This is a genomic window from Phaeobacter sp. S60 (assembly GCF_000826845.1).
Classification (GTDB): Bacteria; Pseudomonadota; Alphaproteobacteria; order Rhodobacterales; family Rhodobacteraceae; genus Phaeobacter; species Phaeobacter piscinae.
The window spans coordinates 1-22,694 of the sequence record NZ_JSWJ01000019.1 but is presented as its reverse complement, the minus strand read 5'-3'; the positions used below and the strand labels follow the sequence as shown (position 1 = coordinate 22,694).

Sequence of the window (22,694 nt, the reverse complement as noted above, 5' to 3'; positions counted from 1 at the left end):
CATGACCATCTTGGTGGATGGCGAACTCGTTCTTTACGGGTTCGTCGGGGATGACTTTTGGGATGAAGGGTTCACCGCTTCCCAAGTCATCGACGCGCTGGCGATGCTGGGGCGTGATGCGGACATCACCGTGCGCATCAATTCGGGCGGCGGCTATACCGATGACGGCATTGCCATCTACAACGCCCTGAAGGCGCATCGCGGCGACGTGGCGGTAGTGGTCGATGCCATCGCGGCATCGTCGGCTTCGGTCATCGCGATGGCCGGTGACACCATCACCATGCGGTCCGGTGCCCTGATGATGATCCATGACCCTGCGAAGTTCACATGGGGCAATGCGGGTGACCACGAAAAGTCCACGGAACAGCTGAACAAGCTGGCCGACCTGATGGCTGACATCTACGCGGAGCAAACCGGCGAAGATGCTGAAACCATCCGCGAAGACATGAAAGACGAACTGTGGCTGACCGGCGAAGAGGCGGTGACGCGCGGTTTCGCCACGGACACCGAAGGGGGGCGGGCCAAGGCCGTCGCCGCATTCGACTACCGGGTTTTTGCCCGTGCCCCGAAGAAACTCGTGGCGAAGGCCAAGAAGGAAAAATGGTCCTTCGAAGCCGTCGCCCGGAATGCGGCGTCCGCCGCGCAATCCCCTGACCATGAAAAGGAGACACCGACCATGGCCAAGAAACCCGTGGCGGCGGACGGCACATCCGTCAGCCAGCCCTCTGAACAGGAAGTGCAGGGCATCACTGCTGCCGACGTGAAGGCCCGTATTAAGGCCATCACTGGCGATGATGCTGCAAAAGGCCATGAGGTTCTTGCGCAGCATTTGGCCTTCGACACCGAGATGCCGACGGAGGAAGCCCTTGCCGCGCTGAAGGCGGCGGCGGGTGATACGACCGCCGTGAAAGATGAAAACGCCCCAGACCCCGCAGGTTATCAGGCCAGCCGCAGCGCGGCATCCGAACTTGCGCAGCCTGCAGGCAGCCCGACCGGCAAGGCGCAGGCGCCAATCAACTCTGGCAGCGTCTATGCGCGCCGTGCTCGTAAGGAGGCATAACCCATGGAAAACGCAACCATGCAGACCCGCGCTCTGTCGTTCCTCAACACGCCTTCGAACGGGAACCTGTCTCTGGACAATGGCATTGTCCCGGCGGGCACTGGCAAAGTCGAAGCCGGAACCGTCATGGGTAAACTGACGGCCAACAAAAAGCACTTTGTACCGTCGCCGCATGCTGAAGTCGCCGGTGTCGAGGGTGCGGAGGTCGCCTGCGCCGTTCTGGCTTATGGCGTCAACGCAACAACTTCAGATGTCGAAGTATCATTCGTGGACCGCGATGCCGAAGTAAAGTTGCCGATGCTCGCGTACCACGCGTCGGTGGATGATCAAGCCAAAATGGATGCCAAGATTGAACAGCTGGACGCTGTTGGCATCCGCGCGCGCTAAGGGGGCAGCCAATATGGAACAATTTAACGATCCGCAATTCAGCGTCATCGCCCTGACGGCTGGGCTGAACGACCAGCCCTTTGTCCCCGGACAAATCGGAGGCCTGCGTATCTTCGAAGAAGATGGTGTGAACGTCACCACAATTGAGGTCGAGGAAGAAAACGGTGTTCTGGATCTGATCGAGCCGACACCGCGCGGCGGTCCCGGCGTCACGGTTGGCGACACCGAGCGGAACAAAATTCCGTTCAATATGGACCACTTCGAAATCAACGATTTCGTATCGGCGGATGAAGTGCAGGGTGTTCGCCAGCTGGGCAGCAACGACGCGATGGAGACCATCCAGTCCCGGATTGACTCAAAGCAGCAACGGCACGCCCGTGCGATGGATAACACTTTGGAACATTATCGTGTTGGGGCCATTAAAGGGCTGGTCGTGTCCAAGTCCGGCAAAGTGCTGCACAATCTCTATGACCGCTTTGGCATCGCGGTTCCGGCAGCGGTTCCTCTTGGTATCGGCGCGGGTGATGTAGATGATCTTGGGGAAATCTTGGATGGGGTGATGCACTCTGTTGAGGATGATCTGGATATGGCATATGGCCATCTCCACGTGATGACGGGCCGCACCTTCCACAGTAAGATGTGGATGCAGAAGGTTGTCCGGGAAACCTTTTTGAACACCGACAAGGCTGAAGTTCTGCGCCGGGGCGTTCCTAACAAATTCGAGTTCGGAGACTTTGTCTTTGAGCGCTACAAGACGGGCCGCCGCGCCAAAGAGGCGAACGCTAATGCGGCCTACATCGGCGATACCGAAGCGCGGCTGTTCCCGGTCGGTGTACCGGAGATGTATCTGACGCGCTTTGGTCCGGCTGACTATGAAGAGACCGTGAACACTATCGGCCTGCCGCGTTACGCGCGCCAGTACGCGATGGCCAATGGCAAGGGGCGCCATCTGGATGCGCAGATGAACGTCATCAACCTCTGTACCCGGCCTGCCGCGCTTCGCCGCCTGACACTGTAAGCGAACTGCTGTCTGCAAGAAATCAGGCCCGGCGTTTTGAGCGCCGGGCCTTTGTCGCCATTTCCCTGCACATATTTGGTGCAGCGGTATGCCATCAGATGAAAGGGTTCACCAATGGCTTCGAAGGCAAAAAAGTGGGTTGCGTTCCGCACAAATGCGAAAATTCCGGCTGTTGTGCTGGGGTCGGAAAGGGATGAGAAGGTCAACGCGAAAGAGCCGGTACTGCTGCCTGCTGGTTACGCGGATCACGTGGTGCATGACCGCTTCGCTGATTTTTGCAAAGCACCTGCGAAATCCGCGCCGAAGAAGAAGGCGGCTGAACTGACAGCGGAAGAAAAGGCTGCAGCCGAAACGGCGAAGGCATTGGAAGACGCCAAGCAGGCAGTGTCTACCGCAGATCTGCACCTGAAGTCTGTGGAGGGCACACCGGAAGAGGATGCGGCTCGTGAGGCGCTGAAGGCAGCTGAAGAGGCGCTGGCCGCGCTGCAACCCGCGTCCTGATGGACCGGTTGCTGCGGGAAGACCTGATGGCGGAGGTGGATGACGTTTGGTCTGAAACTATTCGCCATCTTCCGCTGGCCAGCGGGCAGAAAGATCCGGAGCGGGACACGGCGGAAATCGCCGCCTGTTTGCGTACCGGTGACCGCGACACCGAACGCCTTAACTTCGGACGTGGCAACAAAGGGCGCGCAGGTGTGATGGCCGATGGCGGGTATCTGCGCATCGACCGGTCCGCCTATCCGGATCTGGTGGTGCGCAAAGGTGACAAGGTGGTGGCACTGGACCGTGACGGCCAGCCGGTGTTCGAGGTGCAGGCGGTCGATGACCGGTCGCACCTTCGGCTGATTTGTGAACTTGGGGATGCGAACTGATGTCGTTGACGATGATGGCCCTGCGGATTGCGGCGGTTCAGGCGCTGAAGGCTGGTGGAACGCTGGTCGGTGATAATGTGTTGGACAGCCAGATTTCCGCCATCGACCAGACGGCGGACGGCCAGCTGCGCAGCGACCAGCAGCGTCCCTTCATTGCGGTCTATACCGACGCGGCCAAGTCGCAGGATTTGGGCCAGACCGGGCTGCGGTCCAATGGCCGGGTGGACATCATGTTCAACTGCGGCGTGTCGCTGACCATGGCGCAGACTGACAAGGAAACCGGCGAAGCCAGCATTGTCGAAGGGTTCCCGGCGACAGATGCCCATTTTGAAGCGGTTCTGGATGTTCTGGACGTGCAGATTGGCCGCGTTCTGACGGACCCGGACAGCCCGTGGGCGCAGGTCTTTGGTGATTTTGTGCAGTCATATGTCGCCAAGGACCATATGCGGTCCAGCAGCGCGGCGGAAAACGTGCGCCTTGCTGCCGGACAAACCAAGCTGACGGTCGAAGTTTTTGCCGACCCGCGCCTTGGCCAGCCCTTGCCTGATGGCGGGCCGTGGCCGCGCTTCATGGCGCTGATGGAAGCGCATAGCGTGCCGCAGCTGGCGTTGTTCCGGCAGCTGTTGGGCGATGCGGCATCCGGCCACTATGCCGAATTTGAGCGTCTGACCGGAATGACCACGCGTGATGCGGAATCACTGCAGCTTTATACCTTTGGTGGTGTCGCACGCGATGTCGTCGTGACTGGTGCGGCTCTTGAAGCGGTGCCGTCCTGATGGCGGGTCTTCCGGAAATCATTGATGACCTGCGCCGCCGGGTGAGCGAATTGGAGCGCCGCCAGCGGTCGCAGTCGCGTACCGGGGTGGTGACAGAAGTTGATGCGGGCAATGGCCTTGCCCGTGTCAAGCTGCAGGAAGGTGATGCGCCGTTCCTGACGGGTTGGATACCGTGGGAAGAACCCGCTGCTGGCGCGAACAAGACGCATAACCCGCCGTCGGTTGGTCAGCAGGTCAAAGTGTTTTCCGAATCCGGCGACCTGCATGATGCGGGTATTCAGGGGAGTATCAATTCGGATGCAAATGGGCGGCCTTCAGGGGCTGGCAACGAATACGTTCTGGCGTCCGTAGGACCGTGCGTCATCAAGATTAGCGATGGCGGTGGAACATGCCGAATTGCTGTTGGTGGGTCCAGTATCACTTTGACTGATGCGGCCATTACAGCGTTTTCAAATGGCTCATTGGTCGTGCTTGATGCGAATGGGATTCAGCAGGCTGGATCTAGGGTGGAGATGAACTGATGGCAGCGGTAACGCGCAAAGGCGATAGCTGCACAGGTCACGGCGCATTCCCGCCTAGGAATAGCACTGGCGGCAGTGGGGATGTTTTCGTCAACGGCATTCCGGTGCACCGGCAGGGGGATGGCTGGGCTGTTCACTGCGACCCGTTGCCAAGCTGTCATGGCGGTTCGTTGGCTGCGGGGTCCAGTACGGTCTTTGTCAATGGCAAGCAGATTGGCCGGGTCGGTGACCCGGTGGATTGCGGGTCAAGTGTTGCCAGCGGGTCTGGCAATGTTTTCGCGGGCGGTTGACGCTCTAAACCAAGGAGAAAGCGATGAGTAATGAGAAAACCGCTTTGGCGGACTATGAGGTGATGCAAGACCGCGAAATTGGCGGGGTGTTCCGGAGTAAAGGCGAGGTTCTGCCGATGACGGCGCGGCAGGCGAAGTACTACCTGCCGCCCTATGGCAGCGGACTGAAGCTGTTTGCCGGAAAAAATGCATCGAAGTCCGCAGCCGTTGCGGGCAAGGCAAGCGCCTGACCCGGTATGGATCTGAATCACGATACCGGGGGCACGGTCGAAGGGTGGGCGCATGTCGTGCAAAGCATCCAAACCATCCTGTCCACGCGGATTAACACCCGCGTCTTCCGGCGTGAGTTCGGTTCCGAAGTCCCTGGGCTGGTTGATGCGCCAATGAATGAGGCGAATATTCTGGCGCTTTATGTGGCCGTGGCCGAAGCGCTGGAGCGATGGGAGCCGCGTTTTGAACTGACCGATGTTCAGGTGGAGGGCGCGGCGACCGGGGCCATCACAATGACCCTGACCGGAAACCACCGCCCGCGCGCCCATGTGGGCGACCTGACCACAGTCGATGACGAAACCCGAACCGTCCGTGTTCTGCGCGACCGGGTGGATAATTGGAGCCTTGCCGCATGAGCCGTTTTGCTGCGCTTGATTTGACCACGCTGCCGGACCCGACCGCTATTGGCGTGCTGGACTATGACGCCATTTTGGAGGCGCGTCTGGTGGAACTGGAAGCGCAGCTTTCGGAGGTGTTTGACGCCCCTAAGGTGGCCGAAGTTATGGCGCTGGCGCGCAATATTGCGTCCAGTCCCATGCGCTATTTGAGTGAGGCGGCTGCGGCGCGGGAGCTGTATCTGGAAAACCGCATCAATGAGGCTATCCGGTCGGTGTTCCTGTCTACGGCGCTTGGCAATGACCTTGACCAGATCGGGGCCAATCGCGGCGTCGTGCGCAAGGTGCTGGATGACAGCGACCCGGAAAGCCCGCTGCTGGAAACCGATGAGGCGTTTCGTGCCCGCATTCAGCTGGTCATAGAGGCGTGGTCGCCGCACGGCACGGAGGGGTCTTATGTCTATTGGGCGCTGGACGCGGATGACCGGGTAGTGGACGTGGCGGTCTATGGTCCGAACCATGGGCTGAACCCAGCCATTCCGCCCGCCGAACCTAAGATGGTCATTCTGTCCAGTGAAGGTGATGGCACAGCGGATGCCGTGCTGCTGGATGCGGTGTTTCAGCACTGCACGGCGGACAAGCGCCGCCCTGTGGCCGACAAGCTGACCGTTGTGTCCGCGCAACCGGTGCCCTACGCCATTGAGGCGGTTCTGCACGTCACCGCTCCGGAAACGGCGACGGCGGTTCATGCTGCGGCACAGGCTGCTGCGGAAGCGTTTGTAAATGGTCGGATCCGCATTGGTCGGAAACTCTATCGCACATCTATCGCTGCTGCGCTGAATGTTCAGGGGGTGGTCGATGTCGAACTGGTGTCGCCCGCCGCAGATCTGGAAATAGGGCCGTTCGACGCCCCTCACTGCACGGGTATTGCGTTAAGCCTTCAGTCTATCACCGGGGGGTGGCGCGATGTCTGATCTGACGGACACGCAATTGCCTCCTACCGCTCCGCCTCTGGCGAAAGCGCTGGACATCTTGGAGGAGCGATTGTTTGGTCTTCCAGTTCAGATGATTACTAAAGACCCTGCCACAGCTGATATTGGGTTGCTGGACCATCTGGCGTGGGAGCATTCCGTCGATGTGTGGGATGTGGAATGGCCTGAAAGTGTCAAGCGCAGCGTGATTTCTGCCAGTGCTGAAGTCCATCGGCATAAAGGCACGCCTTTTGCTGTTCGTCGGGTTGTTCAGGCTTTGGGCTATGACGCTAGTCTGGCGGAGTGGTGGGACTATGCGGGCGATCCGGGAACCTTCCGGATTTCAATCGACCTTGGCGACCCCATGTCGGGAGCGATTATCGGACTTATCGGGGGGCAGGAAGCGCGGAACCTCGTGAGGGCCGTCACTTCGGTTGCACCTGTATCCCGTAGCTTTCAGATCCAAGTCAGCAGCCAGCGTCAGTTTGAAATTTCGATTGGGCGCGGCGTGCGGGTCGGTTCGGCTCTCAGCATCGGTCACGAAGTCGATGTTGCCTGCCAGCCCGCTGGCCAGACATTGGCTGTTGGTATTCATCGGCGTCGGCACTCCACCATCCTTCCGGCTGATCTGACCTTGGGGGCAGTCAGTTTGGACCAATTTTCTGCGGGCGCTGTTCATATCTCGCAGACCTTCACAATCAACCATGAGGTAAACTAATGGCAGCCTTTCCCGGAATGATCCTGACGGCAGCTGGCCGTCAGCTGCAGGCCAAGGCGCAGATCGGTCAGCAGCTGCAGTTCACGCGTGTCGGTCTGGGGTCTGGTGCTGAACCAGTGGACGTAGAAAACTTGCAGGCGTTGGTTTCTGAAGAAACGTCTCTTGGCATCCAGTCGATTGATCTAGTTGGTGACGGCACGTCCCGAATTCGGGTGGTGCTTGTTAATCAGGGTGTGCAGGCCGGGTTCTTTATTCGTGAACTTGGCTTATTTGCGCAGGATCCCGACACTGGTTCAGATGTCCTTTATGCTTATACCCATTCTGGCCAGACCGCAGATTTCCTGCCCGCTGAAGGTGGCGCGACTGTCGTCGAGCAAACTTTCGACCTGATCACTGTTGTTGGTCAGGCGCAGAATGTGACGGCGGTAATCAATGAGTATCTCACCCTCGCCACCAAACAAGATCTGAACGCGCTGGACCCCCGCCTGTTGCCCGAAGGCGCGCCGACACCGGGCGCCATGCTGCAAGGCGGCCCAGACGGCAGCGCCCAATGGGTGCCGCGCTCTGACGCCCTGTCCGACGCCGAACACCTCGCCATGATCGCAGGAGCCTGAACCCATGAGCATCATCCCAAGCCGTTTTCTGGCGCATGTCACGCAAGCCGGTGTCGCCATGCCCCCGGTTCCGGCGGATCACACCCGCCATATTGCCACTATTCAGACCAGCAATGACGCGGCATCCGGCGTTATTCTGACTTGCGAAATCGACGCAGGCGGCGAGACCTACAAGGTGACGCCCGCCCAGAGCATCACCGAAGGCGACGCCCGCGCCGCTATCGTCGGCCCCGGCACACTCTTGGCTGGTGACGTGCTGCGATTTGTTGCCAGCGATGATGCAGCGCTTGATGTCTGGGTCAGCTATCACGACCGTCCGGTCGCAGAGGCGGTGCCAGAATGAGACGCGTTGTCGGACATGACGGCGCGCTGAGCAGCCCGCTGCTGTCGCTGGGCGGCGCGGGTCAGGCCGGGGGCGGCTTTGGGGCCGCTGGCATTGCCGGAATGGGGTTCCTGAAACGCACGATCCGCCCGCGTGATGTACCGGGTTCCCCAACTACGGGCTACATTCCTGGGATCTTTACTGTTCTCAACTCAGATGGCACCGGCAAGCTGATCACCACTTCGGAGACCTCGGGTGGCAATATCGTCATCTACGATATTCAGAACTGGGACGATTTCAGCGATCCGGTCAATTCGGTCATCAGCTACGCGCCGATTTCGCCGGGCGGTGGCGTGAGGATCAGCCTTGCCGACGACGGGCAGCACATGGTTTTGAACCTTTCATCGCATTGCCGGATATACAATCTGACAACGCCTTGGGATCTGACCACAGCCGTGCAGATACCCTTGATTAATCTAAGCCATTCCTGCGTCGCGCCTGATGGCAGTTTCATGCTGCGCATCTTGACCGATGGATCAAACCCATATGTCACCACTTTGCATAAGTGGGATGCCACAGCCCCCTGGGATTTCTCCGACGCCGACGCCGCAAGCCCGGGCCAGAGCCAGCACATTCCCGAACTTTGGAACAATGGTGGATACGGCATCGAAATGCCGATGCAAGATCTGGTCATTACCGGGAACCGAGCGGGCACATCCACAGGCTACGGAGGCAAGACGTTTAGCTTCACAGCGCCCGGCGACATCAGCTCGCTTCAATACCACGGGCAAATGATGCTGGCGGATCTGTCCGGTCAAACCGCTTTTGCGCCGGGTCGGGTTCTGAACGCCTATCCGGGGCGCGAATACCTTTATGAACTGATGTGAGGTCAAAGCAGATGACACAGCCCCTTTATTCCTTGAATGGCGCGCGCCCGGCCTTGCCACCGGCAAAACTGCGCCTGCCCAATGGTCGCTGGCGGACTGCCCCCTATACCGAGGCGGATCTGACGGCTGCGGGATATGCACCGGCCCCGGCAAAACCCGCCTATGATCCGGCCACCGAGCGACTGGACTGGCAGGATGGCAGCTGGACGGTCGAACCGCTGCCGCCCCGCGATCCGGTCTACCGCCCCCTGACCAAGCTGGAAGCCATGACCCTGTTCCGGCACATCACCGGCATCGATGACGCGGGCGAGCTGGCCATGCGGGAAGATCCCGCAATCAAGCTGCTGTGGATGAAATGGGAAACCGATGTGCCCCAAAGCATCCACCGCGACAATCCGGTTGTTGAACACTTCCTCAGTGGTCTGATCGCAGCAGGTTACGCCACCGCCGAACACAAGGCTGCCATGCTGGCCGAGTGGCCGCAGGCGTAACTTCCTGAGCTGGCTATTTGCCCCCAATAACCCGCCCCAGAGAGTTCTGGGCAGCACCCGGCATCTGCTTGCCGGGTTTTCTTTTGTCTGAAGGAGAGAGCGATGAGCTTTGCAAGTTTCCACCACGGCGCGCGACTGGCGGAGTCCAGTGAAAACCCGGTCTTGGTGCAGGTGGCTCCAACCGCTGTTGTTGGCCTACTTGGCACCGCGCCTGACGCGGATGCGACCAAATTCCCGCTTAACACCCCGGTTTTGCTGAAGGGGACGCCCACGGATGCTGCGGGCCTTGGGGATGCGGGAACCCTCAAGGATGCTGTTGATGACGTGTTTGACCAGATTGGTGCATACACCATCGTCATCCGTGTCGATGAGGGTGTGGACACCGCTGCCACCATGTCCAATCTGGTGGGCGATGCCACGCAACTGACCGGCGTGCACGCGCTGAAGAAGGCCGAAGCGCAGCTGGGCATCAAGCCCCGGTTGATCGCCATTCCGGGCTTTACCAGCGGTGACGGTGTGACCGCCAATCCGGTGGTTGCCGAACTGATTGGTGTGCTGGACCAGCTGAAGGCCGTGGCCTTTGTTGATGGGCCGGACACCACCGATGCCGATGCTATCGCCTATCGTGACCTGATCGGGTCGCAGCGTGTCTATGTGGTGGACCCCAAGGTGCTTGTCTGGGATACTGCGACCAGCGCTTATGTGGCACGCCCGGCATCAGCCCGGTTTGCCGGTGTTCAGGCCCGCGTCGATACCAATCTGGGGTTCTGGCATTCGCTGTCGAACAAGAGCATCAATGGCATCGGCGGCGCGTCGCGGACTGTGACTTACGGTCTGCAGGCGAACTACCTGAACGAAAACCATGTGGGCACCATCATCAATATGGGGTCCGGCTTCATCACATGGGGCAACCGTGCTGCCACCACCGATGACCTGTGGGTGTTCTTGTCAGTGCGCCGGACGGCGGACTTCATCAATGAAGCCATCGAAAAGGCGTATCTGGAATTCGTGGATAAGCCGTTTTCGGCGGGTAACCTGAAGTTCATGCTGGAAAGCGGCAACGCGGCCATGCGGACGTTCAAGGCATCCGGGGCCATTCTGGGCGGTCGCGTCTGGATTGACGAAACCCTGAACGAGCCAACTGAAATGGCAGCGGGAAAAATCACCCTGTCCATGGAATTCGAGCCGCCCGCACCGATGGAAGACATCCGGTTCATCGCGCACCGCAACATCCAGTATTATCTGGAACTGACCAAGGAAGCGCTGAAGGCGGCGGCGTAAGCCTCCGCCACCGCTGAATGAACAAGGCGAATGCGCCGCCGGTGCGTTCGCCCCTCTAAGCTGCGCTGAGAAGGAGTAACAGCCATGAAATCCACCCCCGGATACATCCTGCGGAACTGCGCCCTGTGGGCCAATGAAGACGTGAAGGTCGGGCAGTTTTCCGAAGTCACGATTTCGATGCCGAAGGAAAAGACCGAAGGTTTCCGCAATGGCGGTATGATCAAAGAACGCAAGGTCGCCATGGGCTATGAGCACGATGACCTTGAATTCACCCTAACCGCGTTCGACCCGGCCACACTGAAGTTGATGACCGGCAAGCCCGGCACCGAACATGCCTTTATGGTGACCGGTGCCCATGTCGATGAAGACGGCGTGACGCACAGTGCCGTCTATTACGTACGCGGTCGCCTCGTCAGCGGCGACGCCGGGAACTGGAAGCCCGGCGACAAAGCCGAGCTGAAATGCACCGTGGTGCAGAATTATGCCAAGCTGGAAATCGACGGTTCGGAAATCTTTCAGATTGACGACTTTGATTTTTCGGTTGGCGGTGTCAGCCAGACCGGCGACATCCGATCTGCGCTGCTGCTGTGAGGTGATGCCGCATGAAACTCCCTATTGAAGTCCCGCTGAAGCGCCCCTTTACCTTTGATGGCGTGAGCTTTGACAAGCTGACGTTTGATGAGCCTTCCATTGGCGCGCAGATCGACTACGCGGATTTTGAGGCCGAACAGGGCCTTGAAGAAATTCGCCAGAAGGCTGAATTGGTCGAAGACCCAGTGGAGCGGGCGAACGCAATACCCGCAAAGGTTTCCATGCTGGTGAACCTGTTTTGGATTGAGGCGCTGTCCGGCCTTCCCAAGGGTGCCGGCCGCTTGATCAAGGAATCTGATCAGTCGGCTGTGCAGGCGGCCGTCGATGCCGTCCTGACCGGTCAATCTGATGTCGCGGCGGATGGTGATGCGTCGGGAAACGCAGTAGCGGCGAAGTAGCAAAGAAGCTGCGCTTCGCCGTGGGTTTGGTGGCAAAAGTGTTCTCGACCCCCTTGCCGCAGGTGCTGGCGATGAAAGTGGCGGAATTTCATCACTGGCACAGCGCGGCCATTGATGTGTGGGATGCGACCCGGCTGAAATTTGAATGAGGTTAGTCGTCGGCCAGCGGGCGCTGGAAGGCGTTCAACTGTTCGCGGCGCATCGGGTGTATGCGTCCGCTTTGGCGGTCCATTACCCGGTAGGTTAGCACCAGCAGCGCTGCAAAGGCCAAGGCGCCCCAAATTCCCCCAGCAAACATGCCAATGATGATTGTCGCCGCAACAGCGGCGGCAATCACAGCAAAAGCGAAGATCATCGCAAAGATTTCCATGCCTTACACATAGGCATCCCTTCCCTGCAATTCAATGTGAGCGACCGGCCATGGCGACCAAGCGTCTCGAAGCACAGCTGACCATCAAGGCAAATGACCGGTATTCCGGCATGTTGAAGAACATGCGAAATGTCACAGGCCGTTTCGCTGATGGTGTGCGTTCGGAAATGGGCCGGCTGCAGGGAATCCGCGGTTCTCTGAAATTGATTGAGGACTTCAATACCCTGCGCAGAAAAGCCAAGGCGTCTGGCGAAGCTATGGAAGCGGCACGGGAAAAAGTGCGGCGGCTGGAATTGCAGTTTAAGACCGCCAAAGCACCGACGCAGAAAATGTATCGGGAATTGGAGCGCGCGCGGGGTGCTGCGGATCGGCTGGCGGATAGTCACCGTCGCAACCGCCGTGCGCTTGATGCAAGTTTTAATGGTCTGCGCAAGGCTGGTATCAACACGGCTGACCTTGCTGGCGAACAGCGCCGTCTGTCCGGGGATGTGGATGGGGCTACTGCGGCTTTTGGACGGCAGATGGAACGTATGCGTCGCTTGGAGACAATGCAGACCCGCATTGCAGAAGCCCGCGAGCGCATGGACAGATCGCTGGCCACAGCAGCAAACCTGAGTTTTGTAGGTCAGGCGTCGATGCAGACCGGTCGCCGGATCTTGGGTGGGCTTTCAAATCCGGTGCAGGAAGCAATCGAATTCGAAAGCGCCATGTCGGATGTGCGCAAGGTTGTTGATTTCGACACCCCGCAAGCCTTCCGCCAAATGTCTGATGACATTCTGAAGCTGTCCACGCGCATTCCCATGTCCACATCCGCGCTTGCCATGTTGGCGGCGACCGGTGGTCAGTTGGGCGTGGCACGTGAAGACCTCATGGACTTTGCCGTTCTCGCTGCAAAGGTTGGTGTCGCCTTTGACATCAGCGCGGAAGAGGCTGCCGGATCTCTTGGCACACTGCAGACGGCATTGGGTCTTTCGCTGAAGGATGCCGGTTCGTTGTTCGATGCAATGAACCACATTTCCAATAAATCTGCTGCGCGGGCAGACCAGACCTTGGATTTCATGAACCGGGCTGGGGCATCTGGTGCGACGTTTGGTTTTGACGAAACTGAAACGCTGGCCATCGGTGCCGCTATGATTGCAGCGGGGGCCGGGTCAGATACTGCCGCAACGTCGTTTCGCAATATGGGGCGCGCGTTGACGCGCGGTGAAAGTGCAACCAAGCGGCAGTCTCAAGCTATGAAGAGGCTGGGCCTGGACTCTGAGCAAGTCGCACGTGACATGCAAAGCGATGCTGTTGGCACCACCATGGATGTACTCGACCGGCTGCGGAAGCTGCCAGAGCATGTACAGGCATCGGTGATGTCCGACCTGTTCGGCGATGAGGCGCGCGAGCTTACCAAGCTGATCACGAACGCGGAATTGCTGCCGCAGATTTTGGGTATGGTCGCTGATGAAAGGCAGTACCTTGGAAGCGCTGAAGCTGAGTATGCCGCCCGCGCGGAAACTACAGCGAACAATCTGCAGCTGATGCGAAACCAGATGACCCGTCTGGGAATTAGCGTGGGCGAGGTCGTGTTGCCGCATTTGAATGACCTGCTGGAGGTGTCGCAGGGCATAATTGACCGCATAGTGGCGTGGACGAAAGAGCATCCAGAGCTGACAAAATGGCTGGTTATCGGGGCGACCGCAGTCGGGGCCTTGGCGGTGGCTGGTGGTGCGCTGCTAACAGCGGGGGCGGGATTGATCGGCACGTTGGCCGTTCTGCGCTTTGGGCTTTCCGGGTTCGGTGCGGGGGCAGCATTTGCTGCGGCAGACATAATGGGAATGGGGGACTCTATTGGCCGTCTTAATCGCCGGGGATTTCGCCTAGGCAGGCCGAATTTCAGGCCACATCTGCGGGATTTCCGTCACTTCGGATCTAGTGCCATAGAAGAAATTCTAGACCTTGAGCGAAAACATGGACGGGCAATGGACAGGATGGCCCGTCGTCGTCGTGCTGCCCGTTGGGGCTTTCTGGCTGGTGCGGGAAAGTTTCTGTTGAAGGGGGGTGCTATCGGCACTGGTGTGGTTGCGGGGTTGGGCATTAAGCCTGTTGCAAACGCCGAACTGCCACAAGATGTTGCCGCACCGTCTCAGGCGGATATTGATGGCATGCATCAACGCGACACGGCCTTTGTGTCTGCTGCGGAACGGGTGCGCGCGGCAAAGGGGATTGGCGCCCTTCCGACGCGGGAGCATATTGCCTCACTTCGGGAAGATCTGGCGGGCTACCGGGCCGATCTTGAGGCGGCGCAGGCGGCGCTTGGTGATGCGCCTGAGTTTGGCAGCGGTATTCTGAACCCGATGCGGGTGCAGGCGCAAGCGGACCTTGATCGCGCCGCAGCTGATGTGCGCAAAGCTGAAGACCGCTTGGCCCAGGCGGAAAGTGCAGCTGGCAAACTATCAGAGGCGCTGCAGCTGCTGGGTGGACTGGACGTGGCACCGGAAGTCAGTACCGAGTCTATTGACCGTGCTCTGGGAAAAGTGCGGGAACTGTCCGGGCGACTGCAGGCGATGCCGTCAGCGGCCACCGGTGCAACGCCCGCGCTCAAACCTGCCGGTGCCCGTGCCTTCGGTGGCCCGGTCCGTGCTGGCCTGCCATACCTTGTGAACGAACATACGCCGCGCTCGGAGTGGTTTGTGCCATCAGCTTCGGGCGGTGTCCTGAATGTGGCGCAAGCGCAAAATGCGTTCCGCGCGCATCTGTCGGGCATGGGGTCGCGTCCGTTGTCACGGCTGCAAAGCGGTGCGCGGGGCCTGCAGGCTGCGGGGGTAGCAGTTCTGGCCACCTCGGCGCTTGCTGCGCCAGCTGCGGCGCAGACGGTTCCGGGCGCTGGTGGCGCGAAGGGCGGTGTGTCCGTTCACATCCATGGCAACATCACCATTCCGGTTCCGCAGGGGGTGACCGACCCGGAAGCGATTGCTGAACTGGCTGCGGACAAACTGGGCCAGCGCGTTATGGGCACCTTTGCCGCAAGCTATTCTGACTAGGAGGTAAAATGGCTGGACCTGTAACGATGGCTCTTGGGCCATTCGCCTTTCGTGCCCACGGCTTCGGTTACACCGATGTCGGGCGGAAACTGGATACAAGCTGGGCGGAAATAGAAACTGCAGGGCGGCTGAACGCTCTGCAGTGGACCGGGCCGCGCAACGAAACCGTAAGCATTAACGGCGTACTTTTTCCGCAGGAATTCGGCGGTGCGACAACACTGGAAGGTGTACGGCTCGCGGCGAAGTCAGGCATCCCTCTTGTGCTGGTATCACTGGGAGGCAGGGTTTTCGGCAGTCACGCTATCCAGAAGGTGGACGAAGATCGGTCCTATCATGACCGCAACGGCACACCCGGTCGCAATGCTTATTCAATTGAATTGAAGCGCGTTGGCGCGGGGTTTTCGCTATTGTCATTGCTTGGGGTGATCTGATGGCCAGTGAGTATATCACCCGCCTTGGGGATGCGCTTGATTTGATCTGCCTGCGCGAATACGGCGCGCAGGCGGGGGCCGTGGAGCGGGTGTTAGAGATGAACCCTCATATCAAGGATGTGGCGCACGCATTGCCGATTGGTACTGCAGTCACTCTGCCGGATCTATCGCTGCAAAGTGGTGTGGGTCAGTCGCTAAAACTCTGGGATTAGTCAGTAGAAGGCGATTCCGACGATAAAGGAAATCATCGCAAGCATTAGCGAACCGGTGGTGGTCCAAAGGGCCTTCCATGATGGTCCTTTGAATAGGACTGACAGGACTTCTATGGCTGCTGACAGCAGAAACAGAACGGCGAAAGTCATTCCTGCGTAGTAAATAAACACTTCTGAAATCTCCGAAACACAACGCAGGGGCGACCATGACACACCCTATAGTCGATATCACTGTTGATGGCGCGCCAGTTTCAGGCGCGTTTTTTAACAGCCTTGTAAAACTGACCATCACCGACCGGGAGGGTATCAGGTCGGACACATTGGAAATGGTATTCAATGATGCGCCGCCGCACTTCCAGTCACCTCGCCGGGGTGCGGTTGTGAATGTCAGTATTTCTTATAGAGCGGAAGTCTTTTCTGGTTCTTATGTTGTGGACCGGGTGGAGTACGCGTGTCTGCCTTACGAAATCACCGTCAAGGGTCATTCCGCTGATCTGCGCGCCGGGATGAAGACGAACAAAACCAAACACTGGGACAATGTGTCGGTAAAGAGCATTGTTCAGGAAAAGGCTACGGATCACGGTTTGGAAGCCAAGATTTCTGATGCGGTTTCCGGGCATGTCTATGATTGGTTTGGGCAGCAGGACGAAACCGACCTGCATTTTCTTGAGCGGCTGGCCCGCCTTCATGGTGCATTATTTACGATCAAGAACGGCACATTGCTTTGGCTTGAACGTGGCAAAGGGGAGACTGCGGACGGTACGGTTATTCCGCCCGTGCCGGTGCTGCGCCCTTCGGTGGTCAAGGGGACGCTGAAGGTTTCCGAAACGGATGTGGATCGCTACGCCAAGGTGAAGTGCTATTGGCAGGACCGCAAGGGTGCCAAGCGGCAAGAGGTGGTTGTGGATGCGGATCCTGAAGCCAGCGGTGAACATACACTGCGCACGCCCTTTGGCTCCAAAGCGGAAGCGGAAGGTGCCGCAAAGGCCGCAGCCCGCGAAATGATCCGGGGGCTGATTGAAACATCCTGTTCGATCGAGGGGCGGCCCGGACTGAACGCCGGTCAAATCGCGTTTTATGCAGGGGTGCGCCCGTTGGTGGATGAGCGTGAATTCATTCTTGATCTGGTGACACACACCTTCACGAAATCCGGCGGTCTGCGCACTGCTTTTACAGGGAAACTGAAGGCTCAGGGGTAGCAGCCTGGTTCCCCAATTCTGCCATGAAAAAAGGAAGGGCGCGCGGTGACGGGCGAAAAAACGAATGTCGGACTACTCGCGGAAAAACTGGCACATGCGTTGGCCGCCGTCGAAGGCGAAGAGCCTTATGTTTTCAGTCGTAGCGAGGTTGAAACGCTGCAAAGCGTTATCGCCTTCGTCGAGAAGCTGAAGGCGCTTCGCTGGTTCAGCAAATGGGCGATGTATGTTGTGGTGGCAGGCGGCACCATAGTCATCAACTGGGAACGCATTAAAGAGTGGTGGGTGCAATGAGTTTTCTGAAGCGGTCGCGGGTGATTGATCTATGCGCCATTGTGTTCGGCGTTATCTACGCCGCGATGGTTACGACCCCTGTGGGCCATTGGTACGAGGTCGGCGATGTCGCAGTACATGATGCTATCGTGGGTCAGCCTTTGGAAATCGACTATCACGGTGGCGCTGTCCGGCAATTTCGCGGTTCCTATAGCGTCATCGTGCGCCATTTTGGATCGCGCAGCATTGCCTGCGAAGCAACATCCAGCCCATTTACCTATGAAATTGGTGCGCGGCGGCCTGACCCTTTGACAATGGATTGGTGGGCGCCAAGTGACAGCCGCTGCTGGAGGCTTCAACCGGGCACTTACGTCATGGAAACCTGCTGGACAGTGCATTCACCGTTTCGGGGTTTTGTCCCGGCGAAGACTGCATGTGTGACCAGCCGCGACTTCACAATTCACGCCGCATAGGCGGTTCAATCATCTGAAAAGTGGTGGCGGCGGAAATGGCTGCTGGTGCTGTTCAGGCATCTTGGTAAGTGCTGGTCGCCCTTAAATGCGTGCTTCAGCATTGCATGTAGTGCGGGTGGCGCGGGTCATGCCGTTTGTTCCCGCTGGTTGCTCTGAAAATCCTTCCGACGCCTATCCTGCGCGCTCTGAAGTCCTGATCCCTCAACTCAACGCCCGCGCATGCGGGCTTTTCCATACGGAGAAAGACTATGCTTGATAAAGGCTGGCGGGCAATTGTCCTGCGTTCTTATACCGCTTGGGTCTTCTACACCCTTGCGGCCATCACTGTTGCTCCTGATGTCATCTATCTGGTGGCAGAGCGCGACACGAATCCCGCCGTCTGGTCCGCTCTGCAAATCTGGGTCATCGTGTTGGGCATTCTGGGGCGGTTGATCCTTCAGCCCCGCGAAGGGGCGCTACAGCGTCGGCTCATTCTGGGTGTTGTCGTGATTGGCACTGTCATCGCCTCTGCGCAGGCGATGGCCCAGACTACGGAACGGGCCACCATGCGCGTTCTTGTGCCGCTGGTGATCAAATGGGAAGGCGAACACCGCTGCAGAACCAACCCCGCGATGCATTGTGCCTATCTGGATATCGTCGGAGTGCCGACGCTGTGTTTCGGGGAAACGCGCGGAGTGCGCTTGGGGGATCGAGCAACCCATGCGGAATGCCGGGCCAAGCTGGAAAAGCGTCTGACCGATGATTTTCGGGCTGGTCTGCATGAGTATTTCACCGATGCCACGCGTTCTACCCGACTACCACCGCATCGGGATGCGGCATATGTGTCGCTTGCCTACAACGTGGGCATCCGTGGTGCGGGTCGTTCTACTGCCACCCGTCGTCTGAACGCGGGGGATGTGCTGGGTGGTTGTGTTGCTTTGGGCTGGTGGAACAAGGCAGGGGGTCGCGTTGTGCGAGGGCTGGTCAACCGCCGGGCTGAGGAGGTCGCCCTTTGCCGCCGGGGGCTTTGATGCTTTGGCGGTTCATGACCAGCCGTATCGGTCTGGCGGTCGTGGTTTGCGCCCTTCTGTGGGGCTGGCATGTCTATGACAAGCGTCAAGCGGTCAGCGCCGCCCGCGACGGGTTTGTGCGTGAATTCGAACTGACCGCCGTTCAGACCGAACTGGATGCGATACGCCGCAGGATGTCTGCGACGGATGAGGCAAACCAAGCCTTGCGAGAAAAGGTGCAGGTGGCCACTGGCGAGGCCTTGCGCTTTGCCGCCGAATTGGAGGCATATGAGCATGACACCCAAATCAATTCCGAAGGCGTTGTGGATTCCGATCTTCTTGAGCGCCTGCGGGCAAACTGACATCACCCGTGTCCGGACTGCCGGTAAAGCTGTTGGTGAGTTGCGGGCTGAACAGGTTTTGCCGGAACTGCCTGCAGACTGCCGTCGGCAGTCGCGCAGTAGTGTGCAGGTTGGTGACCGGTTGGATGTCGCGGTTCTGAAAGCCGATGCTGCGCTTTCCGGGCAAAACTTCCGTACCTTGCGTTGCGCCAATTGGTATGACCATCTGCGGGCCGGTCTTCGGCAGTATGGCCCGCAATGATTACACTTGCGTTCTACAAGGGGCTGGCCACCACCCCGTGGCATCGGCTGCAGGATGCGGGCATTCGCTTCGCGACCGGTGGCAGGTATAGCCATGTGGAATTCATCGCTGGGGCTGCGGAATTCCATATGCGGCTTGAATGCCTGTCATCATCCGGTCGCGACGGTGGCGTGCGTTCGAAAATGATGGTGCTGAGGCCTGCGAATTGGGATCTGGTCCAGCTGGCTATTGACCCTGATGGCCCGGTTGATTTCATCCGGTCCCGCATCGGTGCCCGCTATGATTACACCGGGCTTCTACTCTCGCATGTTCTGGCGTTCGGTCACCACGACAAAGACCGGTGGTTTTGTTCGGAGGTCATCGCGGCTGCCCTTGGTCTGCCGAACCCACAGCGCCTGTCGCCACAGCTGTTGTTTGATGTGGTCACGTGGGGGCAACGACAAGCCGAATAAAGTCAAGGCAGCTACGCTGTCATGGCGGCATAGGCTGCGTCGCAGCTGCGAGTGAGTTGTCTGGGTGGCGCATGGCTGGCCACTCAATGGCAGTAGCCAGCCCAGAGCAGACGGTCGTGCAAGGCCCGGCGCTGGTATCGCCGCAGGTGCAAAGGTCTGGGGCCAAATTCCCGGAAGCGGACGCTCGGCAGGGCCGAGCTGCATCACGGGATGCTGCGGGTTGCACCGGAGGCGGCGGAGCGCAGATAGAGACCTTTGCAAAGTCGACGGATCTGGTGCCATGACGAGCGATCAATGCCGCAGCCGCACGAGGAAAAGCTGACCTTCGCCGCGAGTGCAGCCGCCAACCATCATCGAATGGAAGGGGGGCGGACTTAGCTGCTGTCTGAAGTCAATTTGAAACTGAAATCCCGCTTTGCTTCCGACAGCGCCGTTCCATCTTCGAACGCTTGAAGTTCTTTTTTTGCGATCTCCAAAATCTCTTGCACACATGCGGCATCCAAAAACTCCGTGAACATTTGGAAACGCAGCTTTCTATCTGAATCTAGCCGCTCAACTATCACCAGGCATTCACCGTCTTCGCTGAGGACTTCGAGGATCAGAGAGTCGTTTTCTACATCTGAAGCAACCTGAGTCGTAAGTGTGTTCATGGATCCAGACTACCAAGTCGACGACCAGTAGCAACGGGCTTCGAGCTGACCTGCGGCGGTGCGGCAGGCGGTCTGCAGCAAGATCACCAAGCCCTCTAGGTATCCGAAGACAACAGGCAGCCCAATCACGACATTCAGGCAGGGCGCAGCGCAGGGGCCGCTGCGAGCGCGAGAGGTCTCCTGAAAGCGGACCTTCAAGCCTGTACAATTGATCCAGGCGATACTGCGATCAATGTAGACGTCAGCGACGCGCAGTTAGCGACCTTTGCAAAGTCTCAGTATCTGCCACCTGAGCAACGGTCCCATGCTGCACGAGCGATGGAGAGAGCAGACCTTCGCTGCAGATGCAGCCACCAACCACTGTCGAACGGAAGGGAAGCGGACAGAGCAGACATTCATCCCAATTGTCCAAATTACAGCTTTGAACTTCGCCCACCCACATCGGTTGCTTGCTTTTTCGGATTATACTGAGAAGGATTTCTCGTCTCGATCGGCAGAGTTTGCTTTGCCGCCTGTGGTTTCAAATTGATGGAGCGTGAGAATGTGCCAAAATCCAGAGGAAGGCCGTAGAGCTGTCTGGGGTTACACCTTCGATGAAATACTAGAGATCATCCAGCTACTTCGTTGGACGAACCGTCAAACGAACAGCCAAGTCTGCTCTGAAGAAACAGTTGATGCTTTGTTTGGGAAAAGGCCCGTCTCTCAGGCAGTGGCCCATCATTTACAGCAGCTACTCCCAGTGAAAATTGAATCCATCTTTGGGAAACGCGGCGGCGGATTCGACGAAGAAGGTAAGGAAGTGTCGGAGAACAAGCTGCTTGGTTGCCGATGGTGGAAACCAATGAGAAATTTCGCCGACGGCGCTATCGACGACGCTCAGTCCTTGCGTGAATTGTGGAATAGGCTTGAAGATGACAGGCATCGTTTGATTGCGCACAGAGAAGGAAAAACAGCCGACGTCACTCACGAGAGGAACGCAAATCAGCGTTCAATCAAGTTCAAAGCCAACCCCGATCCTTTCAAGGGGGAAGAACTTGAAGCACTTCAAACATACTTCCAAGCTTGCAAGTTCTTTTGCGAGCACGCCAGAGACACTAAAAGTGGACCGACACTGCCGCAGTTCGCCCAACAGGCTTGGCACAATGCGTGAATGAGAAAAAATAAACTTTGAAAGTGGCGGTCAGTTTATCCCGAGAGCCGTCATTGGAGTGCCGTGCAGCATTGGTTAATATGGGCTCTCTGCCGCCATGCGGCGGCACAGCACCGAGATCCCTGCACCAGCCTGCCCCAAGCAAGTTGTGATCGGCTCAAGCCAGCCCAATCACGACATTCAGGCAGGGCGCGGCGCAGGGGCCGCTGCGAGCGCGAAAGGTCTCCTGAAAGCGGACCTTCAAGCCTGTACAATTGATCCAGGCGATACTGCGATCAGTGTAGACGTCAGCGACGCGCAGAAAGCAGACTCTGCAAAACTGCAAACTATGGCCGCCCTTCTCGACAGACCCGGCCCAAAACCGACCTTCACCGACAGTTCAAGATGCTGCGGCGCGGCCCGTCGAAGGAGACATTCGCTGCAAGGCAGAAAACAGGGCGTCAGAAAATTCGCAGTCGCGGGACGGAGCAGTCGTTCCGGGATGTTTATTTCAATGTTTGCGCCAGCTCGTATGCACGTGTTCGTTCTTCCGCAAGCTCGATGTTGGCGGAAGCCGGAGCATCAAGGATCAAGTCGCTTAAGCTTCCCATGCCACCAAATAATCCTTCAAATAATTGTACACTGTAACCATCAGATTTTTCTGCGACTTGGCGCACTCGTGACAGTTTCTCTGCCCAAAACTCCTGATCGTGCTTTGCAAGAATGGCTTCCAGCTTTCGCAGGCTGGAAATAAATTCAAGTACGTCCGGATGAAGCGGTTTTTGGCCCATACCTTTCCATGTCACACGAAGAAATTAGGCGTGCAAGGCTTTCAAGCAGAAGAGAGTTTGGGCTCACTGCCGACTTGCGGCGATGCGGCAGCAGGATTGCAGCGAAACTTCACCAGGACGCTTCTACCATACGACGCCAAGCAGCCCAATCACGACATTCAGGCAGGGCGCAGCGCAGGGGCCGCTGCGAGCGCGAAAGGTCTCCTGAAAGCGGACCTTCAAGCCTGTACAATTGATCCAGGCGATACTGCGATCAGTGTAGACGTCAGCGACGCGCAGAAAGCGGGCTTTGCA

33 protein-coding genes are annotated in these 22,694 nt (G+C 58.4%); 30 read left to right on the top strand and 3 right to left on the bottom strand.

The window, feature by feature from the left end; genetic code table 11:
* Nucleotide 1: 1 nt before the first annotated feature.
* The 19 genes from OO25_RS17015 (at nt 2) to OO25_RS16925 (ending at nt 11,802) form a co-directional block, all read left to right on the top strand.
* Complete coding sequence (locus OO25_RS17015) at nt 2-1,060, top strand: head maturation protease, ClpP-related (protein WP_040181429.1); 1,059 nt, start codon at nt 2-4, stop codon at nt 1,058-1,060.
* Nucleotides 1,061-1,063: 3 nt separating this feature from the next.
* Nucleotides 1,064-1,447, top strand: coding sequence for a head decoration protein (locus OO25_RS17010; RefSeq protein WP_052465704.1), 384 nt, complete (start codon nt 1,064-1,066; stop codon nt 1,445-1,447).
* Between the two features lie 13 nt (nt 1,448-1,460).
* Nucleotides 1,461-2,465 carry a major capsid protein gene (locus tag OO25_RS17005; RefSeq protein WP_040181427.1) on the top strand — a complete coding sequence of 335 codons (1,005 nt, stop codon included), beginning with the start codon at nt 1,461-1,463 and terminating at the stop codon, nt 2,463-2,465.
* A gap of 114 nt (nt 2,466-2,579) precedes the next feature.
* Nucleotides 2,580-2,966: a hypothetical protein gene (locus OO25_RS17000; protein ID WP_040181425.1), complete on the top strand. Its 387-nt coding sequence runs from the start codon at nt 2,580-2,582 to the stop codon at nt 2,964-2,966.
* Entirely contained in the window at nt 2,966-3,337 is a 372-nt protein-coding gene (locus tag OO25_RS16995) for a hypothetical protein (RefSeq protein WP_040181423.1), read from the top strand. Before OO25_RS17000 ends, OO25_RS16995 begins: the two co-directional genes overlap by 1 nt.
* On the top strand, nt 3,337-4,113 hold the full coding sequence (locus tag OO25_RS16990; protein ID WP_052465703.1) for a hypothetical protein: 777 nt from the start codon (nt 3,337-3,339) through the stop codon (nt 4,111-4,113). The genes OO25_RS16995 and OO25_RS16990 overlap by 1 nt, the downstream gene beginning before the upstream one ends.
* Nucleotides 4,113-4,634 (top strand): phage baseplate assembly protein V, encoded by a 522-nt coding sequence (locus tag OO25_RS22280; protein WP_052465702.1) that lies wholly within the window; start codon nt 4,113-4,115, stop codon nt 4,632-4,634. Before OO25_RS16990 ends, OO25_RS22280 begins: the two co-directional genes overlap by 1 nt.
* Nucleotides 4,634-4,924, top strand: a complete 291-nt coding sequence (locus tag OO25_RS16980) for a PAAR domain-containing protein (protein ID WP_040181422.1) — start codon at nt 4,634-4,636, stop codon at nt 4,922-4,924. The genes OO25_RS22280 and OO25_RS16980 overlap by 1 nt, the downstream gene beginning before the upstream one ends.
* 23 nt (nt 4,925-4,947) lie before the next feature.
* Nucleotides 4,948-5,154, top strand: a complete 207-nt coding sequence (locus OO25_RS16975) for a hypothetical protein (RefSeq protein ID WP_040181420.1) — start codon at nt 4,948-4,950, stop codon at nt 5,152-5,154.
* Between the two features lie 6 nt (nt 5,155-5,160).
* Nucleotides 5,161-5,550, top strand: a complete 390-nt coding sequence (locus OO25_RS16970; RefSeq protein ID WP_040181418.1) for a GPW/gp25 family protein — start codon at nt 5,161-5,163, stop codon at nt 5,548-5,550.
* Nucleotides 5,547-6,503: a baseplate J/gp47 family protein gene (locus OO25_RS16965; protein ID WP_040181416.1), complete on the top strand. Its 957-nt coding sequence runs from the start codon at nt 5,547-5,549 to the stop codon at nt 6,501-6,503. Before OO25_RS16970 ends, OO25_RS16965 begins: the two co-directional genes overlap by 4 nt.
* The gene (locus tag OO25_RS22275; protein WP_052465701.1) at nt 6,496-7,218 is read left to right on the top strand and encodes a phage tail protein I; all 723 of its coding nucleotides are present in this window, start codon (nt 6,496-6,498) and stop codon (nt 7,216-7,218) included. Before OO25_RS16965 ends, OO25_RS22275 begins: the two co-directional genes overlap by 8 nt.
* Nucleotides 7,218-7,832 carry a phage tail protein gene (locus OO25_RS16955; protein WP_052465700.1) on the top strand — a complete coding sequence of 205 codons (615 nt, stop codon included), beginning with the start codon at nt 7,218-7,220 and terminating at the stop codon, nt 7,830-7,832. Before OO25_RS22275 ends, OO25_RS16955 begins: the two co-directional genes overlap by 1 nt.
* A gap of 4 nt (nt 7,833-7,836) precedes the next feature.
* Nucleotides 7,837-8,175 carry a hypothetical protein gene (locus OO25_RS16950; RefSeq protein WP_040181414.1) on the top strand — a complete coding sequence of 113 codons (339 nt, stop codon included), beginning with the start codon at nt 7,837-7,839 and terminating at the stop codon, nt 8,173-8,175.
* Nucleotides 8,172-9,041 (top strand): hypothetical protein, encoded by an 870-nt coding sequence (locus tag OO25_RS16945; RefSeq protein ID WP_040181411.1) that lies wholly within the window; start codon nt 8,172-8,174, stop codon nt 9,039-9,041. The genes OO25_RS16950 and OO25_RS16945 overlap by 4 nt, the downstream gene beginning before the upstream one ends.
* Nucleotides 9,042-9,052: 11 nt before the next feature.
* Nucleotides 9,053-9,532, top strand: a complete 480-nt coding sequence (locus tag OO25_RS16940) for a hypothetical protein (RefSeq protein WP_040181408.1) — start codon at nt 9,053-9,055, stop codon at nt 9,530-9,532.
* Nucleotides 9,533-9,634: 102 nt separating this feature from the next.
* Nucleotides 9,635-10,813 carry a phage tail sheath subtilisin-like domain-containing protein gene (locus tag OO25_RS16935; RefSeq protein WP_052465699.1) on the top strand — a complete coding sequence of 393 codons (1,179 nt, stop codon included), beginning with the start codon at nt 9,635-9,637 and terminating at the stop codon, nt 10,811-10,813.
* An 84-nt stretch (nt 10,814-10,897) separates the two neighbouring features.
* Nucleotides 10,898-11,404 (top strand): phage major tail tube protein, encoded by a 507-nt coding sequence (locus tag OO25_RS16930; RefSeq protein ID WP_040181407.1) that lies wholly within the window; start codon nt 10,898-10,900, stop codon nt 11,402-11,404.
* Between the two features lie 11 nt (nt 11,405-11,415).
* Nucleotides 11,416-11,802 (top strand): hypothetical protein, encoded by a 387-nt coding sequence (locus tag OO25_RS16925; RefSeq protein WP_040181404.1) that lies wholly within the window; start codon nt 11,416-11,418, stop codon nt 11,800-11,802.
* Between the two features lie 151 nt (nt 11,803-11,953).
* Here OO25_RS16925 and OO25_RS16920 read toward each other — a convergent pair whose 3' ends face one another.
* On the bottom strand, nt 11,954-12,157 hold the full coding sequence (locus OO25_RS16920; protein ID WP_139044797.1) for a hypothetical protein: 204 nt from the start codon (nt 12,155-12,157) through the stop codon (nt 11,954-11,956).
* A 65-nt stretch (nt 12,158-12,222) separates the two neighbouring features.
* Between OO25_RS16920 and OO25_RS22270 the strand changes: the two genes are divergently transcribed.
* The 9 genes from OO25_RS22270 (at nt 12,223) to OO25_RS16870 (ending at nt 19,830) form a co-directional block, all read left to right on the top strand.
* On the top strand, nt 12,223-15,201 hold the full coding sequence (locus OO25_RS22270; RefSeq protein ID WP_052465698.1) for a phage tail tape measure protein: 2,979 nt from the start codon (nt 12,223-12,225) through the stop codon (nt 15,199-15,201).
* 8 nt (nt 15,202-15,209) lie between these two features.
* Nucleotides 15,210-15,632, top strand: a complete 423-nt coding sequence (locus tag OO25_RS16910; protein WP_040181399.1) for a phage tail protein — start codon at nt 15,210-15,212, stop codon at nt 15,630-15,632.
* Nucleotides 15,632-15,844, top strand: coding sequence for a tail protein X (locus OO25_RS16905; RefSeq protein ID WP_040181396.1), 213 nt, complete (start codon nt 15,632-15,634; stop codon nt 15,842-15,844). Before OO25_RS16910 ends, OO25_RS16905 begins: the two co-directional genes overlap by 1 nt.
* A 206-nt stretch (nt 15,845-16,050) precedes the next feature.
* Nucleotides 16,051-17,043 (top strand): phage late control D family protein, encoded by a 993-nt coding sequence (locus OO25_RS16900; RefSeq protein WP_040181394.1) that lies wholly within the window; start codon nt 16,051-16,053, stop codon nt 17,041-17,043.
* 45 nt (nt 17,044-17,088) lie between these two features.
* Entirely contained in the window at nt 17,089-17,334 is a 246-nt protein-coding gene (locus OO25_RS16895) for a hypothetical protein (RefSeq protein ID WP_040181392.1), read from the top strand.
* Entirely contained in the window at nt 17,331-17,786 is a 456-nt protein-coding gene (locus tag OO25_RS16890) for a hypothetical protein (protein ID WP_040181391.1), read from the top strand. Before OO25_RS16895 ends, OO25_RS16890 begins: the two co-directional genes overlap by 4 nt.
* A gap of 248 nt (nt 17,787-18,034) precedes the next feature.
* Nucleotides 18,035-18,796 (top strand): lysozyme, encoded by a 762-nt coding sequence (locus OO25_RS23115; protein WP_052465697.1) that lies wholly within the window; start codon nt 18,035-18,037, stop codon nt 18,794-18,796.
* Entirely contained in the window at nt 18,796-19,137 is a 342-nt protein-coding gene (locus OO25_RS16880; protein WP_040181390.1) for a hypothetical protein, read from the top strand. Before OO25_RS23115 ends, OO25_RS16880 begins: the two co-directional genes overlap by 1 nt.
* 237 nt (nt 19,138-19,374) lie before the next feature.
* On the top strand, nt 19,375-19,830 hold the full coding sequence (locus tag OO25_RS16870; protein ID WP_040181388.1) for a hypothetical protein: 456 nt from the start codon (nt 19,375-19,377) through the stop codon (nt 19,828-19,830).
* Nucleotides 19,831-20,204: 374 nt separating this feature from the next.
* On the opposite strand, the gene OO25_RS22840 is transcribed toward OO25_RS16870, so the two are convergent.
* A complete protein-coding gene (locus tag OO25_RS22840) occupies nt 20,205-20,480 on the bottom strand; it encodes a hypothetical protein (RefSeq protein ID WP_014873323.1) in 276 nt (91 codons plus the stop codon).
* A 541-nt stretch (nt 20,481-21,021) separates the two neighbouring features.
* Here OO25_RS22840 and OO25_RS16865 point away from each other — a divergent pair.
* On the top strand, nt 21,022-21,630 hold the full coding sequence (locus OO25_RS16865; protein ID WP_040181387.1) for a hypothetical protein: 609 nt from the start codon (nt 21,022-21,024) through the stop codon (nt 21,628-21,630).
* A gap of 485 nt (nt 21,631-22,115) precedes the next feature.
* On the opposite strand, the gene OO25_RS16860 is transcribed toward OO25_RS16865, so the two are convergent.
* Nucleotides 22,116-22,400 carry a hypothetical protein gene (locus tag OO25_RS16860; RefSeq protein ID WP_052465696.1) on the bottom strand — a complete coding sequence of 95 codons (285 nt, stop codon included), beginning with the start codon at nt 22,398-22,400 and terminating at the stop codon, nt 22,116-22,118.
* Between OO25_RS16860 and OO25_RS23135 the strand changes: the two genes are divergently transcribed.
* Nucleotides 22,392-22,694 (top strand): hypothetical protein (locus OO25_RS23135; RefSeq protein WP_206778544.1); only part of this gene is annotated, 303 nt, incomplete at its 3' end. The two genes, OO25_RS16860 and OO25_RS23135, sit on opposite strands and share 9 nt — an antisense overlap.

Excerpts from the sequence above, each read along its gene's own strand:
- OO25_RS17015 (WP_040181429.1), top strand. The coding sequence starts at position 2 with ATGACCATCTTGGTGGATGGCGAACTCGTTCTTTACGGGTTCGTCGGG.
- OO25_RS17010 (WP_052465704.1), top strand. The coding sequence starts at position 1,064 with ATGGAAAACGCAACCATGCAGACCCGCGCTCTGTCGTTCCTCAACACG.
- OO25_RS17005 (WP_040181427.1), top strand. The coding sequence starts at position 1,461 with ATGGAACAATTTAACGATCCGCAATTCAGCGTCATCGCCCTGACGGCT.
- OO25_RS17000 (WP_040181425.1), top strand. The coding sequence starts at position 2,580 with ATGGCTTCGAAGGCAAAAAAGTGGGTTGCGTTCCGCACAAATGCGAAA.
- OO25_RS16995 (WP_040181423.1), top strand. The coding sequence starts at position 2,966 with ATGGACCGGTTGCTGCGGGAAGACCTGATGGCGGAGGTGGATGACGTT.
- OO25_RS16990 (WP_052465703.1), top strand. The coding sequence starts at position 3,337 with ATGTCGTTGACGATGATGGCCCTGCGGATTGCGGCGGTTCAGGCGCTG.
- OO25_RS22280 (WP_052465702.1), top strand. The coding sequence starts at position 4,113 with ATGGCGGGTCTTCCGGAAATCATTGATGACCTGCGCCGCCGGGTGAGC.
- OO25_RS16980 (WP_040181422.1), top strand. The coding sequence starts at position 4,634 with ATGGCAGCGGTAACGCGCAAAGGCGATAGCTGCACAGGTCACGGCGCA.
- OO25_RS16975 (WP_040181420.1), top strand. The coding sequence starts at position 4,948 with ATGAGTAATGAGAAAACCGCTTTGGCGGACTATGAGGTGATGCAAGAC.
- OO25_RS16970 (WP_040181418.1), top strand. The coding sequence starts at position 5,161 with ATGGATCTGAATCACGATACCGGGGGCACGGTCGAAGGGTGGGCGCAT.
- OO25_RS16965 (WP_040181416.1), top strand. The coding sequence starts at position 5,547 with ATGAGCCGTTTTGCTGCGCTTGATTTGACCACGCTGCCGGACCCGACC.
- OO25_RS22275 (WP_052465701.1), top strand. The coding sequence starts at position 6,496 with ATGTCTGATCTGACGGACACGCAATTGCCTCCTACCGCTCCGCCTCTG.
- OO25_RS16955 (WP_052465700.1), top strand. The coding sequence starts at position 7,218 with ATGGCAGCCTTTCCCGGAATGATCCTGACGGCAGCTGGCCGTCAGCTG.
- OO25_RS16950 (WP_040181414.1), top strand. The coding sequence starts at position 7,837 with ATGAGCATCATCCCAAGCCGTTTTCTGGCGCATGTCACGCAAGCCGGT.
- OO25_RS16945 (WP_040181411.1), top strand. The coding sequence starts at position 8,172 with ATGAGACGCGTTGTCGGACATGACGGCGCGCTGAGCAGCCCGCTGCTG.
- OO25_RS16940 (WP_040181408.1), top strand. The coding sequence starts at position 9,053 with ATGACACAGCCCCTTTATTCCTTGAATGGCGCGCGCCCGGCCTTGCCA.
- OO25_RS16935 (WP_052465699.1), top strand. The coding sequence starts at position 9,635 with ATGAGCTTTGCAAGTTTCCACCACGGCGCGCGACTGGCGGAGTCCAGT.
- OO25_RS16930 (WP_040181407.1), top strand. The coding sequence starts at position 10,898 with ATGAAATCCACCCCCGGATACATCCTGCGGAACTGCGCCCTGTGGGCC.
- OO25_RS16925 (WP_040181404.1), top strand. The coding sequence starts at position 11,416 with ATGAAACTCCCTATTGAAGTCCCGCTGAAGCGCCCCTTTACCTTTGAT.
- OO25_RS16920 (WP_139044797.1), bottom strand. The coding sequence starts at position 12,157 with ATGATCTTCGCTTTTGCTGTGATTGCCGCCGCTGTTGCGGCGACAATC.
- OO25_RS22270 (WP_052465698.1), top strand. The coding sequence starts at position 12,223 with ATGGCGACCAAGCGTCTCGAAGCACAGCTGACCATCAAGGCAAATGAC.
- OO25_RS16910 (WP_040181399.1), top strand. The coding sequence starts at position 15,210 with ATGGCTGGACCTGTAACGATGGCTCTTGGGCCATTCGCCTTTCGTGCC.
- OO25_RS16905 (WP_040181396.1), top strand. The coding sequence starts at position 15,632 with ATGGCCAGTGAGTATATCACCCGCCTTGGGGATGCGCTTGATTTGATC.
- OO25_RS16900 (WP_040181394.1), top strand. The coding sequence starts at position 16,051 with ATGACACACCCTATAGTCGATATCACTGTTGATGGCGCGCCAGTTTCA.
- OO25_RS16890 (WP_040181391.1), top strand. The coding sequence starts at position 17,331 with ATGAGTTTTCTGAAGCGGTCGCGGGTGATTGATCTATGCGCCATTGTG.
- OO25_RS23115 (WP_052465697.1), top strand. The coding sequence starts at position 18,035 with ATGCTTGATAAAGGCTGGCGGGCAATTGTCCTGCGTTCTTATACCGCT.
- OO25_RS16880 (WP_040181390.1), top strand. The coding sequence starts at position 18,796 with ATGCTTTGGCGGTTCATGACCAGCCGTATCGGTCTGGCGGTCGTGGTT.
- OO25_RS16870 (WP_040181388.1), top strand. The coding sequence starts at position 19,375 with ATGATTACACTTGCGTTCTACAAGGGGCTGGCCACCACCCCGTGGCAT.
- OO25_RS22840 (WP_014873323.1), bottom strand. The coding sequence starts at position 20,480 with ATGAACACACTTACGACTCAGGTTGCTTCAGATGTAGAAAACGACTCT.
- OO25_RS16865 (WP_040181387.1), top strand. The coding sequence starts at position 21,022 with ATGTGCCAAAATCCAGAGGAAGGCCGTAGAGCTGTCTGGGGTTACACC.
- OO25_RS16860 (WP_052465696.1), bottom strand. The coding sequence starts at position 22,400 with ATGGGCCAAAAACCGCTTCATCCGGACGTACTTGAATTTATTTCCAGC.